Below are 16187 nucleotides of genomic sequence, written 5' to 3'. Positions count from 1 at the left end.
TTATATGCTTTATATGCTTTGTATCCTATAGCTTATATATTCCTATATAAATCTATACGATTACTGTCGCCAAATTAACGGCGCAAGATACGAATAGAGTTCAAAATACAAAGAATGGATACGCCAGTATCACCGAATACCGCCCACCACATGGATGCATAGCCCATAAGGCCTAGCGCCATGATAAGAATTTTAACAGCAATAGCGAATACTACATTTTGCCAAGCAACGCGCAATGTTGCTTTGGACAAGTCTAGGATATGTGCAATGGCAGTCAAGGATGGACGCATAAATACAACGTCTGCCGCTTCGATAGCCGCATCAGCACCGCTACCCATCGCGCCACCTACATCAGCACCAGCAAGCACTGGTGCATCGTTGATGCCGTCGCCTACGAACATAGTTGGACCATATTCAGAGCGAATATCTTGTACAACGGACAATTTATCTTGTGGCAACAATTGAGCACGAACGGCACTTACGCCAGTTTCTTTGGCAATATAATTAGCACTTGCTTCAGCATCACCTGTAAGCATGACTGTTTTAATACCTTGACCGTTAAGATCTGCAATCGCTTCTGCGGAATCTGGACGAGCTTCATCGGCGATAATGATGCGACCGAGGTATACATTACCTTCTGCTACTAGTACTTCTGTGCCGTATTCAACAGCTTCCGTTGGGTAACCTTGAACAGCATAGCGTTCCATGAGACGACGGTTACCAACGAGGACTTGTTGACCATCAACAGTACCAACCATACCTTCACCGGCTAATTCTTGAACAAAGTCAGACGCTTCTACTACGATACCTTGTGCCTTTGCTTCGGAAACGATACTTGTTGCGATTGGATGTGTAGATACTGCTTCGATAGCTGAAGCCATGGATAACAATTGAGCATTGCTCACATGGGAGCCTACAGTTTCTACGTTTTGTACTTTAAATTCACCAGATGTGATGGTACCAGTTTTATCGAGAGCCACTGCTTTCACATTAGCTAAGGCCTCGATAACACGACCACCTTTAAGCAAGATACCGTGTTTAGAAGCATTGCCGATACCGGAGAAGAATGCGAGTGGCACGCTAAGTACCAATGCACATGGACAAGAAATAACGAGGAATGTTAAGGCTGTGTAGATCCATTTATGCCATTCCCCTGTGATAAGGGATGGGATGATAGCAACCACCAAGGATAGAGCTACGACAATCGGTGTGTACACGCGAGCAAAACGCGTGATAAAACGGTCGATTTTAGGTTTAGAAGATGCTGCGTTTTCAACGGCATCAAGGATTTTTGTAACCATAGATTCTTCAAGAACCTTATCAACGCGCATCGTAATACGACCAGATTCGTTAATACAGCCAGACATGAGTTGTGTGCCAGGTACGGCGCGAACAGGTACAGGTTCACCTGTTACAGGAGCTGTATTAACGCGAGTTTCACCTTCAAGAACTGTACCGTCTAAAGGAATTAAATCGCCAGGGCGAACTTCGATAGTACTACCTACCTCAACCTTTTCAGGAGCCATAACTACGATTTCACCACCGCCGCATGTGTCTACAACGCGCACCTCTTGAGGACGCATATCGACAGCGTTCATGATTTCTGTACGACTACGATCAGTTGCTTTTTCTTCGAAGAACTCACCAATACGGTAAAACAAGATAACGCCTACGGCTTCAGGCAATGCGTCGATTGCAATGGCGCCCAATGTAGCGATAGACATCAAGAAGTTCTCATCAAATACTTGACCTTTTAAGATATTACGACCTGCGATACGCAATACTGGGAACGCAAGTAAGATATAGGCAATATAGTAAATTGGAGTTTCGATAGACTCTGGCATGCCAATGGACGGCACAACTGTAGTCAACGCTTCGTAAGCCATGAACAATAGGCCTGCTACGATGACTGCAATTGTTACAGCATCACTACCGTGGTCGTGATCATGACCATGGTCATCCATAGTCGCTTTAGATTTACGTTCATAATCAGCTACTGTAACGCCCTCTTCGATGGCATCACAAATGTCTTGAATGTCACGTTTAAGAGCTTCGCGGTCTTCCCAAGAGCCGGTTAATTTTAATTGATGTGTAGCAAGTGTAAAATTGGCAGTCTCTACAACATCCATTTTACGGATACGATCTTCAATTTTTGCTGCGCAGTTCGCACAGTTCAAATCCTTCAACAACAATGTTTCTTCCATGATATCTCCTTTGATAATAGTGAAAGTTTCTATCCTGTATTATAAGTTAATTTATTGTCTATTTCTAATACTTATTAGACATATCTTGTTTCATATCTTGTTATATATGTTCCTAAACATTATTCATCAGATATTTTTATTTATATGAATATCTGTTCATATGTTTATATTACATCAAAAGAGATTAAATGTCAATACAAAATCATATTCAATATATATCAAATTTTATTTACTTTAGTTCTAACTATATTCACCTTATATCAAATTTCGTTCTACCAGGAATTTATGTGCTACATCAGCTGGCAGTTGATGTTCCGTTTCAACGGCGTAATTCATCTTCGCCATCTCTTGATCTGTAATCGTATGATTCAAACTTTCTAATACAGGCCGCAGTTCAGGATGAGCAATCAACACTTCGCTACGCACCACATTACCAGACATATAGGATGGATATAAATGTTTATCATCTTGTAACACCGTAATCGGTGCAATACTTAATTGACCATCAGTCGTGAATATCGGCATTGCATCCACCTCTCCACGACTAATAGCCGTATATTTTAGACCTATATCCATATCTTTAGTCGCTTTAAAGCTCATGCCATACACCCGTTGTAATCCAGGATAGCCATCCTCACGACCAAAGAAATCATATTCCCCTCCTAATGTTAGGGATGGTGCTATACGAGCAAGATCAGAATACGTTTTTACGCCATAACTCTGAGCGATTTCATTACGCACCCCTATGCCATAGGTATTATTAAAGCCGTACATGCCGACCCACTCAAAATTATATTTCTCTTTATAAGCCTGTGAAAGCTCATTAAATAAGCTTTCATCATAAGCATCTGTACGTTTTAACACAGCAGACCAAGCCGTCCCCGTATATTCAGGATATATATCAAATTGGCCGGAAAGCATAGCTGGTTGAATATTTGATGTACCACCACCTACACCTTCTGTAACCTCTACGGTTAGATCAGTCTTCTTCTCGATTAATTCTTTTAAAACATTCCCCAAAATAAGCTGTTCCGTCATAGGTTTCGTTGCAATATGAATAACATCGGTCTTCACATGACGGCAATACATGGCCCAGCCACCTATACCCATCGCAATTATCGTCATAATCGAAACAAATATAATCGTATAACGCTTCATATGGGGGCTAATATGCGTTACTCTTTCACCTAAAGAAAAGAGCGCATCAACGGTAATGGCTAATAGGGCAATCAGTAGACTACCGGCAATCGTCAAAGCACTTTGATTCGTTGTAATGCCCCTATAAATCGCCACACCTAAGCCACCAGCACCAATGAAGGATGCAATACCTGTCAAGGCAATGGTCATAACGAGCATGGTCCGTATACCAGCCATAATCGTCGGCATAGCCAAGGGAATCTCTATATTCCACAAACGTTGAATCCGCGTGAGTCCTAATGCAATCCCCGCTTCACACATGGCTTTATCAATCTGGTTAAGACCAGTAAATATATTGCGTACCATCGGTAATAAAGCATAGATAACCAATGCAATAATAGCGGTCGTATTACCAACACCTGATACGTACAACAAGAGACCTAGCATCGATATAGATGGAATTGTATATAGGAAATTAACCACTACCATAACTGGCGCAGCTAGCCGTTTATATTCGTATATAAACACACCCAATAATCCACCGATGATGGTAGCAATAACAGAAGCTAATACTGAAATTTCTATATGTTCCCATAACAACTGGAGGAAAAAATCATAGCGATTGATAAGTAATGATATGACATCATGCATTACATACACCGCCTTTCTAAGTTAAGAAATAAAAAACTATATAGGTATACTACAGCTAACCAAATTCAAAAAATCTTTATCAAGCTATATTTACCCATAATACCATTGTATACCTAATTATTCCTTAACTCTAGTCTATTTACCATACACAGCAAAAGCCGTTATATTTATATTTACATATCATACATGTTCAGCTCTTTAATATGTCTAAAAGGAATAACAGTCCCTTGTACAGAGAGAATTTGTAATTGCTCACTAATCATATCAACAGCGCCTATAAGTTCCGTATATTTTCGTTTGTTATAGTAAACAATTCGCACCCACTCCCCACAACGTACAGATTGTAAAACTGTATTTAATTCATCTATTTGATCCTCTGACAACTCTGCCCGATCTTCTTTTGGCCTTGCTATAGCGGTTAATAAAGCTTCAAAGCCCCTCAATGCCGCAAAGGGCATAAATTGTTTTGCTCGCTGTAAACGAGACATGCGATGTTTCATTAATGTATACCTCCCCTTACGCGACTAATGTATCCATTATAATATCTATTCCCCATTATGACCGCCTACCAAGGTATTTCTAAAGCGCATGGTTCCTTCCTCTTGTAAGCTCGATGCACGCAAAATAGAATTCTTACCAAACTGTTCCTTAATGGATAGCATAGCCTCTTGTACCTGTCGTTCCTTTTCCTCTGCATTTGTAGTAAGAGTACTAAATAGGTCCACCTCTTGAGGTATGGCAGATCGATTGACTAAATCCTCAAAGCTGATTCCTATGCGACGGATGAGCTCATTTTTACGGCAATGCTGCTCGTATAATTTAATAACTGAGGCCGTCAACGTTTGTAGAGAATCTGTGTACTGCTTAAGCTTTTTAGAACCCCCTGTAGAGCGCACCATTTCATCAGCATAGCCGATATGGACATGAATATGATTTGTGACCCCTTTGATTTGTAAAAGCTCTAATACCAAGGACTCTACCATTTCGCGCATAGGCACGTATGCCTCTTCATAGGTATAATTACGCAACAAAATCTGACTGTGCGAGATAGAGTGCTTAATAGGTCGATATGCATGGATATCCGCAATCGTACAAGGCTCACGACCCCAAGCATGGTCAATGATGAGCTCTGCATTAATACCAAACTCCTTGTACAACTTCGCCTCTGGAATCATAGTAATACCATGTAAGTCATAAGCACCATACTTATGCAAACGATTAGCTATGCCTTTACCAATCTGCCATATATCGGTCAAGGGCTGATGATACCAGATTTTCTCTTTAAAGAGACTTTCATCAAGATAGCCTATAAAATCAGGCGCATGTTTCGCCAAAATATCGAGGGCAATCTTGGCGAGAAACAAATTCGTTCCAATCCCAACGGTGGCATAAATCTTCGTTGCCTCTAGCACCGCATCAAGCAACATCTGCGCCAACTGACGAGGCGTCTTTTTATATAGTGGTAAATAGGGCGTGATATCGATGAAATACTCGTCGATAGAGTACACATGTACATCTTCGGGCGCCACATACTTGAGCAAGGTTCCATAAATCTCAGCAGACACCTGCATATACCGCTTCATATGTGGCTTCACCGTCAAATACTCAATATGCGGTGGAATCTGAAATAATCGACTGCGATTTTTAACACCTAACTTTTTTAAGGCAGGAGAAATAGCCAATGTAATAGCACCCTTGCCACGAGAACCATCGGCCACCACCAGAGGCGTTGTAAACGGATCCAGTCCCAAATCGGCGCATTCTACAGACGCGTAAAAACACTTCAAATCAATACACATATACAGCCGATCCGTATCAGCTGACCCCATACAAACACCTCCCTGAACCGCTAAAAAACTGGCTTTTACAAAAATTAAGAACGCAAGAATTTGTATGATTAGTATAACAAAAAAACAAAGTATTTTCAAACATATGTTTGTTTTTATAAAGGTAATTTTATAGAAAAATAAAAAACACCTAACACTAGATATATAATCTAATGTTAGATGCCTATATGTTTAACACACTATTAAATTTAGCTATTTATTTCGATCAAAACAAACTTTATGGCTCTACCCATCATAATCTCCTCTCCCAACAATACAACGAAAACTATCTAGTGCCCCTATATTGATGGGACACCTTCATAACTACAGTGATAAAAAGAAAGGACTATACTTATGCAGCGACATCAGGTCACGAGGAGCAAAGAAGTATAGTCCTTTCTTTTTAATTAAAATGTAGCTATGTCACGGGGCCCCATCAATATAGGGCTCCCCACGATAGTTTTCATTATTGTTCCGGCCCTAGGTCTCGGAATTCTACGTCTCTAAATTGTGTTAATTCTCCAACGAATTGGAGTTCCACGGTACCGACGGAACCGTTACGGTTTTTACGAATGAGGACTTCTGCATTGTCCCCTTTTTCAGAGTTTTCATCGTAATATTTATCACGGTACAAGAAGATAACGATATCCGCATCTTGCTCGAGGGAACCAGATTCACGAAGGTCCGAAAGTACAGGCCGTTTATCTGGTCTGCTTTCAACACTACGAGACAACTGAGACAAAGCGATAACCGGTACGTTAAATTCACGAGCAATCAGTTTAAGATTACGAGAGATTTCGGACACCTCTTGTTGACGATTTTCACTGCCCTTACCAGCATTTCGACCTTGCATCAACTGAATATAATCGACGATAACGAGATCGAGACCATGTTCCACCTTGAGACGGCGCAATTTAGAGCGCATATCTTGTACGGTAAGACCCGGCGTATCATCGATAAAGAGCTTGGATTTACTCATGCGGTCCGCTGCGGCAATAACCTTTTCCCAGTCAGCAGGATCCATGTTCGCACGGCGCAATTTTTCAGAGCTCACACCTGCCACGGAGGACAAAATACGACCAACGAGCTGTTCCTTGCCCATTTCCAGGGAAAAGAACGCCACTGTCTTGTCGTACAACATCGTTACGTTTTGAGCGATGTTCAAGGTGAAAGCTGTTTTCCCCATCGCAGGACGAGCTGCTACGAGGATGAGGTCAGATTTTTGTAAGCCGTTGAAAATGTGATCCACATCTTTAAAGCCTGTTGGCACACCTGTAATAGCACCATCATGCTGTTGCAGTGCATTGAGTTTATCTAGATTAGATAAAACCACTTCACCAATGGCTGCAAAGGATGATTCAGACTGAGTTTGACCGCTTACATCTAGCACCATTTGCTCTGCCTTATTGAGAATGGCCGTCGGCTCATCTTCGCCAGCATACGTCATGCCTACGATTTTATTCCCTGCATCGATGAGGCGGCGCAACTGAGCTTTCTCACTGATGATTTTCGCATGTTCCTCAACATTGTAGGAAACCGATTCATTCGCAAGAGATGTAATATAAGCAAGACCACCTACTGCATCAAGGCGCTTACGACGGTCTAGTTCTTCACCAACGGTGATAAAATCAGCCGTCTTATTGGCATGCACGATTTCTAAAATAGCATCGTAAATAATACGATGTGCATCGCGGTAAAAATCTTCAGATTTAAGAATACTCGTCACCGTATCTACAACGGCTCCCATATTGGATCCATTAGTTAATAAAGCCCCCAAAACGGCCTTTTCCGCATCTAGATTATGCGGTGGAATGCGTACATCCATGATAATCCCCTTCACACAACCACTATGGATAAAAGAATTCACCATACTCAAAGAGCATGGTGAATACTATTATTCGGCTACTACATTAACCTTGATAGTACTTGTAATTTCAGGATGAACACGAACTAATACGTCATGTACGCCCAATGTTTTCAATGGTTCTTTGATTTCGATTTTCTTTTTATCGATATCTACTTTATATTGAGCTTTAGCAGCATCGGAAATATCTTTAGCAGTAACGGATCCGAATACACGGCCTTCTTCGCCCATGCGAACTTTTACAGTTACTTCAACCTTAGTCAATTGAGCTGCCAAGATCTTAGCTTCGTCATTTGCAACAGCTTTATTATGAGCAATGGATTCTTGTTTTTGTTTCGCATTATTTACGTTAGTTGCTGTACCTTCAAGGCCGAGGCCTTTTTTGATCAATACATTGCGACCATATGCATCGCTAACTTCAACGATTTCGCCTTTTTTACCAACTTTTTTAACGTCTTCTAACAATACTACTTTCATTGTTGTTCCTCCTCTTGTTCTGCGGAATGAAGCGCATCAAGAGCATGCTCCAAGATGGCCTGCTTTGCTTCCTCTACGGTCATACCTTGTAATTGAGCACCCGCCACAGTTCTGTGACCGCCACCACCCAAGGCTTCCATTACAACTTGTACGTTTACCTTGCCTTTGGATCGAGCGCTGACGCCGATACCACCGTCATTCAAGGAATATAGTACAAAAGCCGCTTCAATATCTTCATTACTAATGAGCATGTCCGCACTTTGTGCAGCCAACGCCATCATATCCTTCAAACCTTCAGGCGCTACGGAAATAGCAATCCCTTCAGTACGACTTGCTTCAAATACCATTTTAGCACGCAATTGGATAGAATCGAAGGTTTCAATAAATAATTGTTTAACTCTGTCGATATCCGCTCCTGCACGGCGCAAGAATGCTGCTGCCTCGAAGGTACGCGCACCAGTTTGTTGGATAAAGTTCTTTGTATCTAATACGATACCTGCATAGATACCTGTGGCTTCCGCTTTTGAAAGCTTCACAGGAACCCCTGCATATTGTACAAGCTCTGTTACGAGTTCAGATGTGGACGATGCAGTTGGTTCCAAATAGGTAAGCAATGGATTTTCCACAAAGTCTGCTGCACGACGGTGATGGTCGATAACGATGCGTCGTTCAGAAATTTCAAGTGCCTCTTGAGCCGCTACCATTTCTTGACGGTGCGTATCACACACGACAGTGAGCGTATTCGCATCTACCCATACTCTTGCAGCTTCTGCAGTAATAATATTCTCTTGCCAGAACTCTGACTCGTTAAGAACATTCATCATTTTATCAATGGCGCTAGTTTCTTTTGAAAGCGCAATGCGCACGTCTTTACCAAGTGCTCGAGCAATGGCAGCTACACCGATAATGCCACCTAAGGCATCATAGTCTTCGCGCTGATGTCCCATGATAAGGATCTTATCAGAATCAATCATAAGCTCATGGATCGCTTGAGATACAACACGAGCACGAACGCGCGTATTCTTCTCAACGCCTGCCGTATTACCGCCAAAGAAGCGCGTACTTTCACCATCCATAATACACACTTGGTCACCACCGCGACCTAATGCAATATCTAAGGCTGCACGAGCACGGCCAGATACATCTTTCACAGAGCCTACATTTTCACTAATACCAATGGAAATCGTAGCTGGTACTTGACGAGGAGATGGTAATTTGCGGATTCGTTCGAGCACTTTAAAACCATCTTCCTCCATCTCATGAAGCGCACCACGAGAAATGGCAAAGGTATACATATCATCTTGGAAGTTACGAATAAAACCTTCATAACGGTCAATTTCATCCATGATGATATTATTTATATCTGTCCAAATACTAGTATACTCACGATCACTGAGGCCTTTCGTCAATTCTTCAAGATTATCGATTTGAATCATGCCCCATACAGGCTGTCCCTCTTCCGCTTTAATACGGGCTTTTTCTAGGTCTGTAATGTCCTTGAAGTACAATGCCATCACTGCATGTTCCGCAAGTTCATCTTCACTATCAATATCTGATCGCGTATCCCGAGGATCGATAAATTTATAAATAATTTGGAAGTATCGATTTTCATATTTTTCCGTCATATATCCGGACTTACCCCAAATTTTATCGATACGGAAACCAGGTAACAACGCAGACATTTTTTGGAGCTTATTCCAGTCCACCTTAACCCAGTCAGCGAAAACACTATTATTCCACACCAAGGTGCCTTGCTTATTAACAAGAACAATCCCCATTGGCAAATTTTGTAAAGCAAAGTTAGAAGCTTGTGTGACGTTTTTCATCATCGCACTAAACTGTTCTCTTGCTAAACGACGCCGGTTATGAAGGGTATTATAATTAACCAAATACGCCGCTACTACAATGATTAATGCTAAAATCGCAATAGCCCAATTTAAATAGGCCAACAATAATAGCAATAATACGAGAACGGCAACAATGGTAATTTCTAAACCTTTCCATCTCCGTTGAAAGGATTTCATAACGGCCTCCTTTCTTATTAAGAGCTACGTTTTTCGAAACGTGCTCGCATATCTAAAAACATATCAATAATACCATAAAAAACAAGACCATAAGGACTCATTATATATAAGAAAAAAAGAATTAAAAATTGAAAGAACCCATTTACTCCGTAAGTTTTCATAACTGCCATTAAACAGGTAATACCATTAATTAAGCAAATAAAAGAACCTACAAAAGCAATATTCATCCCGATGTCTTTAAGCAAACTATTATCATATCCAATATAGGATAATCCATAAATAATAATAATCCCTATAGCTAAAATACCAGCACCCCAAATTGGCATACGCCATGTAGCCATTGGCGGTAATTCTCTATGAACTGTATTAGTCCGACGGCCAATATAAGATACTAATTTAGCCATGATGTACGTTATGACAGAGCACGCACAGAACCACAATGACAACATCATACGTTCTGCCTGAGCAAATGAATAATTGAGTTGCTGAATCATCGTATCAATCTGTTCTTGCGGTGCCGATTGTTGTCGTATAGACTCAATCATAGCTTCTTTTAACTCATTATTTACATTTTGTCCTAAGGTAATAAAATCTACAGATGCAAAACTATTAGCAACCACCAATTGTAAGAGGCCCATACCAAGCAATACAGCGGCAGGCACTAATATTAACTTTCTAAAAGACCAGTTTGCTCTAAAAGCTTCACCCAAAAATATACTCGGCAATGAATATATTAAGATTGTAGACATAGCAATTAATGGACCAAGAAAGAGTGTTACTAACATGAAGGCTACTATTGAGGAAGTACAGCTATATCTACTACCCCAACGGATACCAATGATAGAAACACCTGCTGGAGCTACCATAGTTGCTAGAAAAGCTGTAAACGGCATGACTGCCCCAATTATAGTCAACATAGCAACGATGGTCGATACAAATGCAGTTTCCACCATCGCTCTTGTATTTGTTTTATTCATAAATCACCATTCTTACATAAGAAGATATATTAATTGGTATCTTTTAATTATAACAGTTTAAAAGGGTAACTTCAAATACCCCATATAGTAGACGAATGCGATAGCAATGCTATTAATGGTAGTTTTTATTTCTCTTTCAAAATGCCAAAAGTACCACACCTTGAGGTGCGGTACTTTTCTGTATTATATAAGATTATACATCTTGAATAATCGGCAAGATCATAGGACGACGACGGGTTTTATCATAGAAGAATTTACCCAATGCATCGCGTACGTTTTGTTTAATTGTTGTCCAGTCTTTGATGCGTTGCATTTCGCAATCTTCAAGAACTTGTTCTACGCGGCGTTCTGCAGCAAGCATGAGTTCTTCTGCGTCACGAACGTATACAAAGCCACGAGATACGAGGTCTGGACCAGCTACGATAGTACCGGAAGCTTTGTCCATCGCCATAACGACAATAACCATACCTTCTTGTGCCAATTGTTGACGGTCACGGATAACGATATTACCTACGTCACCAACGCCAAGGCCATCAACGAAGATAGCGCCAGCTTGTACGCGGCCACCTTTGCGACCACCATCTTTATCGAATTCAAAGATTTGACCATTATCCCCGATAAGGACTTTCTTAGGATCTACGCCCATGGCCACACCAAGTTCACCATGACGACGCAACATACGGTACTCACCATGAACTGGGATAAAGTATTCCGGACGAACAAGGTTAAGCATTGTTTTAAGCTCTTCTTGGCTCGCATGACCAGATACGTGGATACCACGGTCTTTACCGTATACCACATTACAACCTAAACGAAGCAAGTTATCGATAGTTCTACCTACAGCACCTTCGTTGCCTGGAATTGGTGTAGCAGAAATGATAACAGTATCATTCGGAGCCAATTCTACAGTACGATGGTTGCTTGTTGCCATACGGGACAAGCCTGCCATCGGTTCACCTTGAGAACCAGTTGTTAAGATCATGATTTGGTCATCTGTGTAGTTGTGCATTACGTCTACGTCGATGATTGTATTTGGTGGAATATTCAAGTATCCGCGCTCTTGGGCAATTTCTGTAACATTGACCATGCTACGGCCCATAACTACAACCTTACGGTTGAACATAACCGCCGCATCAATAGCTTGTTGGATACGGGATACGTTGGATGCAAATGTTGCCAAAACAACGCGGCCTTTTGCTTCTCCAACAGCTTGTTTAATCGCAGGGCCTACGGAACTTTCAGAGCCGGTAGTACCTGGTTTTTCTACATTTGTAGAGTCCGATAATAGCGCTAATACGCCTTTGTTGCCAAGCTCAGCAAATTTGTGCATATCCATCAAACGGCCATCAACTGGAGTTTGGTCGATTTTAAAGTCCCCTGTATGAAGTATAGTACCGATTGGTGTATCAAAATATACAGCGCAGGAGTCAGGAATGGAGTGATTTGTTTGGATAAAACCAACAGTCACTTGACCAATTTGAACTTCATCGCCTGCGGCAATCGTACGAAGACATTTTGGAGATACCTTATGTTCTTTAAACTTGCCTTCAATTAAGCCGCAAACGAGGTTTGTTGCATATACTGGGCAACTGATTTCTTTCATTAGGTACGCCAAGGAGCCGATATGGTCCTCATGACCATGAGTAATTACGACAGCTTTCACGCGGTCTTTATTCTCGATAATATAGCTCATGTCAGGAATAACGATATCTACGCCAAGCATATCTTCACTAGGGAATGCAAGTCCTGAATCAAGAACGATGATTTCGTCCTCGTATTGGAAGATGGTCATATTTTTACCAATTTCACCAAGGCCACCTAGTGGGATGATTTGGAATTTGCCCTTGTTGGCGCCATTTGGCGTACGACCGACTAATTCTACTTGTTCCTCTTGATTATTCCAACCCGTAGAACGGTTATTTGGGCGGTTATTATTGCGGTTCTGACCATTTTGGCCATTGCGACCATTATTAGTACGCGCATTACGTGTATTTTCACCACGCGGTGCACGAGTTTGGCGAGTTTTGCGTTCTTGACCTTCACCTTGTTCCGCATTGCGGCGTGTATTTGTACGGCGAGTCGTATTAGTACGACCACTATTCGCACTTGTACGAGTATTTGTAGACCGGCGTTGGCGTGTTGCACCTTCACCAGCTGTTTGTTGGCGCGTACGACCTTCGCCAGCAGGGCGGCGTGTATTTGTACGGCGACGCGTTTGTTTTTGCTCGCCTTCAGTCGCAGCTGTAAGAGTAGCGTCTTTTGCTACTGTCGGTTCTGCTTTCACTTGCGCAGTAACCTGATTATCTGTTGTATTCACAGTTCCTCCTAAAATTTTGTTCATTAATTTATTTAACATAGTTTTTCTCACCTATCACTTGAATTGATCTATGCCACGAGGAAATGTCACACAAAGAAAAAGGCGCTATTATACTAGCGTCTCGTCAAATGGGCGCAAAAATGCGCTATCAAATTTTGCCGTTCCTAGTTTGTGTGCCATTTGCCGCAGCAAATGAGTATAGTGCACTATCAGATACGTCAGCCGCAAAAGACTCATGTATTCGTCCCTATCCGATACGCAGTGCAATATAGTCCGATCTGTTTTGATGAAAGTCTCACTTTCATACGTTGTGCTCATTATAACATAAAAATAATATTAGCAAAAGAGTTCTACGCTTGATTCATTAAAAGTAACATAAAATTTTACTACTACTTAAAAGGGCGGCTCAAATTGAACCGCCCCAAAGCATTTCATTATTTATCATCTGGCATACTTTTATAAAACCCTTCAATATGCCATTCGCCATTTTCTTCGACGAGAGATATGTAGCGTGTCATGTGCGCAGCCTCAACCGCGCCATCTCCGGGTTTAGTGACTTGCAGATCCGCTTCGTAAATGATGCGTTTCATGCTATTTATACGACTGATACGACTCGTGCCTAAGGACCCGACAACCACCTTCGGCGCCGACATCATAGATTCCATCCATTTCTGCTTTTCTACGGGATTCGTCTTAGCCTGATCGGTAACATAGGTGAAAGCCTTATCATAGTTCTTTTCATTGACGGCGTCAAAATAACCGTGAACAACATCCCGTGCAGCTTCATCACTGCCTTGACCGACGATGATATTCGTAAACCATCCGCCCGGATCCAGTTCATTTTCCGGGCCCATATAACGAGTCGAAACACTGCATACACAGATAGCACTCACCAGCAATGCAACGAGAATTCGAGTAGTGAAAGCGCTGCTCGTAGGCGATACTTTCATAATAGATGCCAACCGTTTATCGATAATGATGTTCCTCAACGCCTCACCATATTGATTGGCCTTCGGTTCGCCTTTCTTACACAGTAGAACAAATAGAATAATCGGTCCGATGAAAGGAATTAAGATTAAGAACAGATGGTCACTGCTTTTACCGGTATCATGAAGGCGACGGATGCATAGAGAGCCCAACGGAATCAACGAGACAAGACCGATGATTGTCACTAACATCCATGCCAACAGGATTAAATAAATACCTGTATGAAGCACCACCGTAAGCCCATAAGAAAGGGCCAGAATTCCAGTGATAACTAAAATCCACATCAAAAAGAACCGCAAAAATTCCCCTCTGGACGCACGGCCATCTGAATTCATAAATTTGCGGCCCACCACATGGAGAAATGTATCCTTGTAACTCAACTGATAATGCGCCAGCGGATAGATAATATCCCCTTCCGGTGCGATTCTCTCAACCTCCACCGCAGTCGTATACTGCCCGCAATGCGGACAGAACATGGCCGCCTCGTCACAATACTGACGGCAGGATTCACAATATCGTTTCATATGTAATACCTTCTATCTCAAAACTCTCTCTACAGCTTTAGCAAAACCTTCACGGTATAAATTAGCCCCACCGTTAGCCGGATGTCTAAGTCCGACGGCCGAAAGACCGAATCGCCCCATCGTGTCCGCCGATTTTTGACCGACGGCAAGCACGAGCGGCTTCGATCCACCGAATTCGGTGTGCAATGCCAACAATCGTTTCGTATATTCCCAACCCAGCTGCTGCTCGGACTCGGTCGGCGTTCGATTAGTGAGCGGTTCGCCCGTCTTATGAGGGTGAAAGGGAAATATATTCCACAGCAACACATCGTACGGATCAATTCCCTGTTCGATGATGGCACTCCATACTACCGTATCCGTAGGCTCGTTGAAGCCCTGTTCCTGTTGAGTCCGTTTCAGCATAGAACTCACAGGGGAACTGGTTCTTTGTAATGTAACAGGCGTTATCTGATGCGCCCGAATCGTTTTATGTTTATCCAGCAACATACGTTCACAAGTAATGGCAATACCCGAAAAGCGTCCTCCTTGATATCCGACAGCCTCCGCCACTACAAAAATTTTGGAACGTTCCAACCGCGGCAACAAATACGCCATCAAATTGTTCCGACGCACTTGAGCCGCATCAAAATCAGACCTCACAATTTCAATATCAGGATTCACCTCACCCCACGGATTGTGAACAAGCTCGCCCCTATATTGACCGAGCCAGTCCACAAACTGCTGTACTTTTGCTACCCGATCCACATCAAACGAGGCCATATATTCATCAAAAGACAGCATCTTCTCTTCCTCTGATGTAAATAAGGACATAGGCTCTCCCCCAATTTATACTACCGAACCATATAATAAATAATGCTGTATATCATGATTATCAATCCTTTATATACTATATCATGATTATCAATCCTTTATATACTGTATTTATACACTAAAGCCCATAATAATACAATCCATATATTACGATATCCAATCATGATATATGATAATATATCTGATAATCACGCACTACATAAAATGTATGCCGTTACTATATTATAATAGCATCCATTTCTGAAAGTTTGATGCGAAATTAATATTCAAAATATCCACATGCAACAAAATATAAAAAACTGTAATTTCAAAGCGACTTTAGATTCTCTACCATCAAAACGACAGGTCTCATGTAACAGCCTTGATGGTAATGAACGATCCTACTATTT

12 protein-coding genes are annotated in these 16187 nt (G+C 41.7%); 1 reads left to right on the top strand and 11 read right to left on the bottom strand.

Features of this window, described 5'->3' with window-relative positions; translation table 11 throughout:
• Positions 1-74: 74 nt before the first annotated feature.
• The 9 genes from ACMKPP_RS01600 to ACMKPP_RS01560 all read right to left on the bottom strand — a co-directional run bounded on the left by ACMKPP_RS01600 (position 75) and on the right by ACMKPP_RS01560 (position 13516).
• Positions 75-2204: a heavy metal translocating P-type ATPase gene (locus tag ACMKPP_RS01600; protein WP_418369211.1), complete on the bottom strand. Its 2130-nt coding sequence runs from the start codon at positions 2202-2204 to the stop codon at positions 75-77.
• Positions 2205-2459: 255 nt separating this feature from the next.
• The gene (locus tag ACMKPP_RS01595; protein WP_418369210.1) at positions 2460-3992 is read right to left on the bottom strand and encodes an ABC transporter permease/substrate-binding protein; all 1533 of its coding nucleotides are present in this window, start codon (positions 3990-3992) and stop codon (positions 2460-2462) included.
• Between the two features lie 173 nt (positions 3993-4165).
• Positions 4166-4492, bottom strand: coding sequence for a YolD-like family protein (locus tag ACMKPP_RS01590; RefSeq protein ID WP_118091242.1), 327 nt, complete (start codon positions 4490-4492; stop codon positions 4166-4168).
• Positions 4493-4537: 45 nt separating this feature from the next.
• Positions 4538-5821, bottom strand: a complete 1284-nt coding sequence (locus ACMKPP_RS01585; RefSeq protein WP_215676093.1) for a Y-family DNA polymerase — start codon at positions 5819-5821, stop codon at positions 4538-4540.
• 463 nt (positions 5822-6284) lie between these two features.
• Positions 6285-7643 carry a replicative DNA helicase gene (gene dnaB / locus ACMKPP_RS01580; RefSeq protein WP_105087211.1) on the bottom strand — a complete coding sequence of 453 codons (1359 nt, stop codon included), beginning with the start codon at positions 7641-7643 and terminating at the stop codon, positions 6285-6287.
• Positions 7644-7712: 69 nt separating this feature from the next.
• Complete coding sequence (gene rplI / locus ACMKPP_RS01575; protein ID WP_004694699.1) at positions 7713-8159, bottom strand: 50S ribosomal protein L9; 447 nt, start codon at positions 8157-8159, stop codon at positions 7713-7715.
• A complete protein-coding gene (locus ACMKPP_RS01570) occupies positions 8156-10183 on the bottom strand; it encodes a DHH family phosphoesterase (protein ID WP_418369209.1) in 2028 nt (675 codons plus the stop codon). The genes rplI and ACMKPP_RS01570 overlap by 4 nt, the downstream gene beginning before the upstream one ends.
• Before the next feature lie 17 nt (positions 10184-10200).
• Positions 10201-11160, bottom strand: a complete 960-nt coding sequence (locus ACMKPP_RS01565) for a DUF2232 domain-containing protein (RefSeq protein WP_314983674.1) — start codon at positions 11158-11160, stop codon at positions 10201-10203.
• 193 nt (positions 11161-11353) lie between these two features.
• Entirely contained in the window at positions 11354-13516 is a 2163-nt protein-coding gene (locus tag ACMKPP_RS01560; RefSeq protein WP_308521272.1) for a ribonuclease J, read from the bottom strand.
• 44 nt (positions 13517-13560) lie between these two features.
• Between ACMKPP_RS01560 and ACMKPP_RS01555 the strand changes: the two genes are divergently transcribed.
• Complete coding sequence (locus ACMKPP_RS01555; protein WP_308521273.1) at positions 13561-13749, top strand: hypothetical protein; 189 nt, start codon at positions 13561-13563, stop codon at positions 13747-13749.
• Positions 13750-13911: 162 nt separating this feature from the next.
• Here ACMKPP_RS01555 and ACMKPP_RS01550 read toward each other — a convergent pair whose 3' ends face one another.
• Both ACMKPP_RS01550 and ACMKPP_RS01545 read right to left on the bottom strand, forming a co-directional pair.
• Positions 13912-14988 carry a DUF805 domain-containing protein gene (locus tag ACMKPP_RS01550; RefSeq protein WP_418369208.1) on the bottom strand — a complete coding sequence of 359 codons (1077 nt, stop codon included), beginning with the start codon at positions 14986-14988 and terminating at the stop codon, positions 13912-13914.
• A 12-nt stretch (positions 14989-15000) separates the two neighbouring features.
• Positions 15001-15798, bottom strand: a complete 798-nt coding sequence (locus ACMKPP_RS01545) for a uracil-DNA glycosylase (protein WP_418369207.1) — start codon at positions 15796-15798, stop codon at positions 15001-15003.
• Between the last annotated feature and the right edge of the window lie 389 nt (positions 15799-16187).

This window comes from Veillonella parvula, from assembly GCF_048309325.1.
Lineage (GTDB): Bacteria > Bacillota > Negativicutes > Veillonellales > Veillonellaceae > Veillonella > Veillonella parvula_T.
Note: the sequence above shows the minus strand (reverse complement) of the source record. Positions and strands in the feature narration are given on the sequence as shown.

Bases quoted from the DNA above. Each gene is read 5' to 3' on its own strand.
- ACMKPP_RS01600 (WP_418369211.1), bottom strand. From the start codon at position 2,204: ATGGAAGAAACATTGTTGTTGAAGGATTTGAACTGTGCGAACTGCGCA.
- ACMKPP_RS01595 (WP_418369210.1), bottom strand. From the start codon at position 3,992: ATGCATGATGTCATATCATTACTTATCAATCGCTATGATTTTTTCCTC.
- ACMKPP_RS01590 (WP_118091242.1), bottom strand. From the start codon at position 4,492: ATGAAACATCGCATGTCTCGTTTACAGCGAGCAAAACAATTTATGCCC.
- ACMKPP_RS01585 (WP_215676093.1), bottom strand. From the start codon at position 5,821: ATGGGGTCAGCTGATACGGATCGGCTGTATATGTGTATTGATTTGAAG.
- dnaB (WP_105087211.1), bottom strand. From the start codon at position 7,643: ATGGATGTACGCATTCCACCGCATAATCTAGATGCGGAAAAGGCCGTT.
- rplI (WP_004694699.1), bottom strand. From the start codon at position 8,159: ATGAAAGTAGTATTGTTAGAAGACGTTAAAAAAGTTGGTAAAAAAGGC.
- ACMKPP_RS01570 (WP_418369209.1), bottom strand. From the start codon at position 10,183: ATGAAATCCTTTCAACGGAGATGGAAAGGTTTAGAAATTACCATTGTT.
- ACMKPP_RS01565 (WP_314983674.1), bottom strand. From the start codon at position 11,160: ATGAATAAAACAAATACAAGAGCGATGGTGGAAACTGCATTTGTATCG.
- ACMKPP_RS01560 (WP_308521272.1), bottom strand. From the start codon at position 13,516: ATGTTAAATAAATTAATGAACAAAATTTTAGGAGGAACTGTGAATACA.
- ACMKPP_RS01555 (WP_308521273.1), top strand. From the start codon at position 13,561: ATGTCACACAAAGAAAAAGGCGCTATTATACTAGCGTCTCGTCAAATG.
- ACMKPP_RS01550 (WP_418369208.1), bottom strand. From the start codon at position 14,988: ATGAAACGATATTGTGAATCCTGCCGTCAGTATTGTGACGAGGCGGCC.
- ACMKPP_RS01545 (WP_418369207.1), bottom strand. From the start codon at position 15,798: ATGTCCTTATTTACATCAGAGGAAGAGAAGATGCTGTCTTTTGATGAA.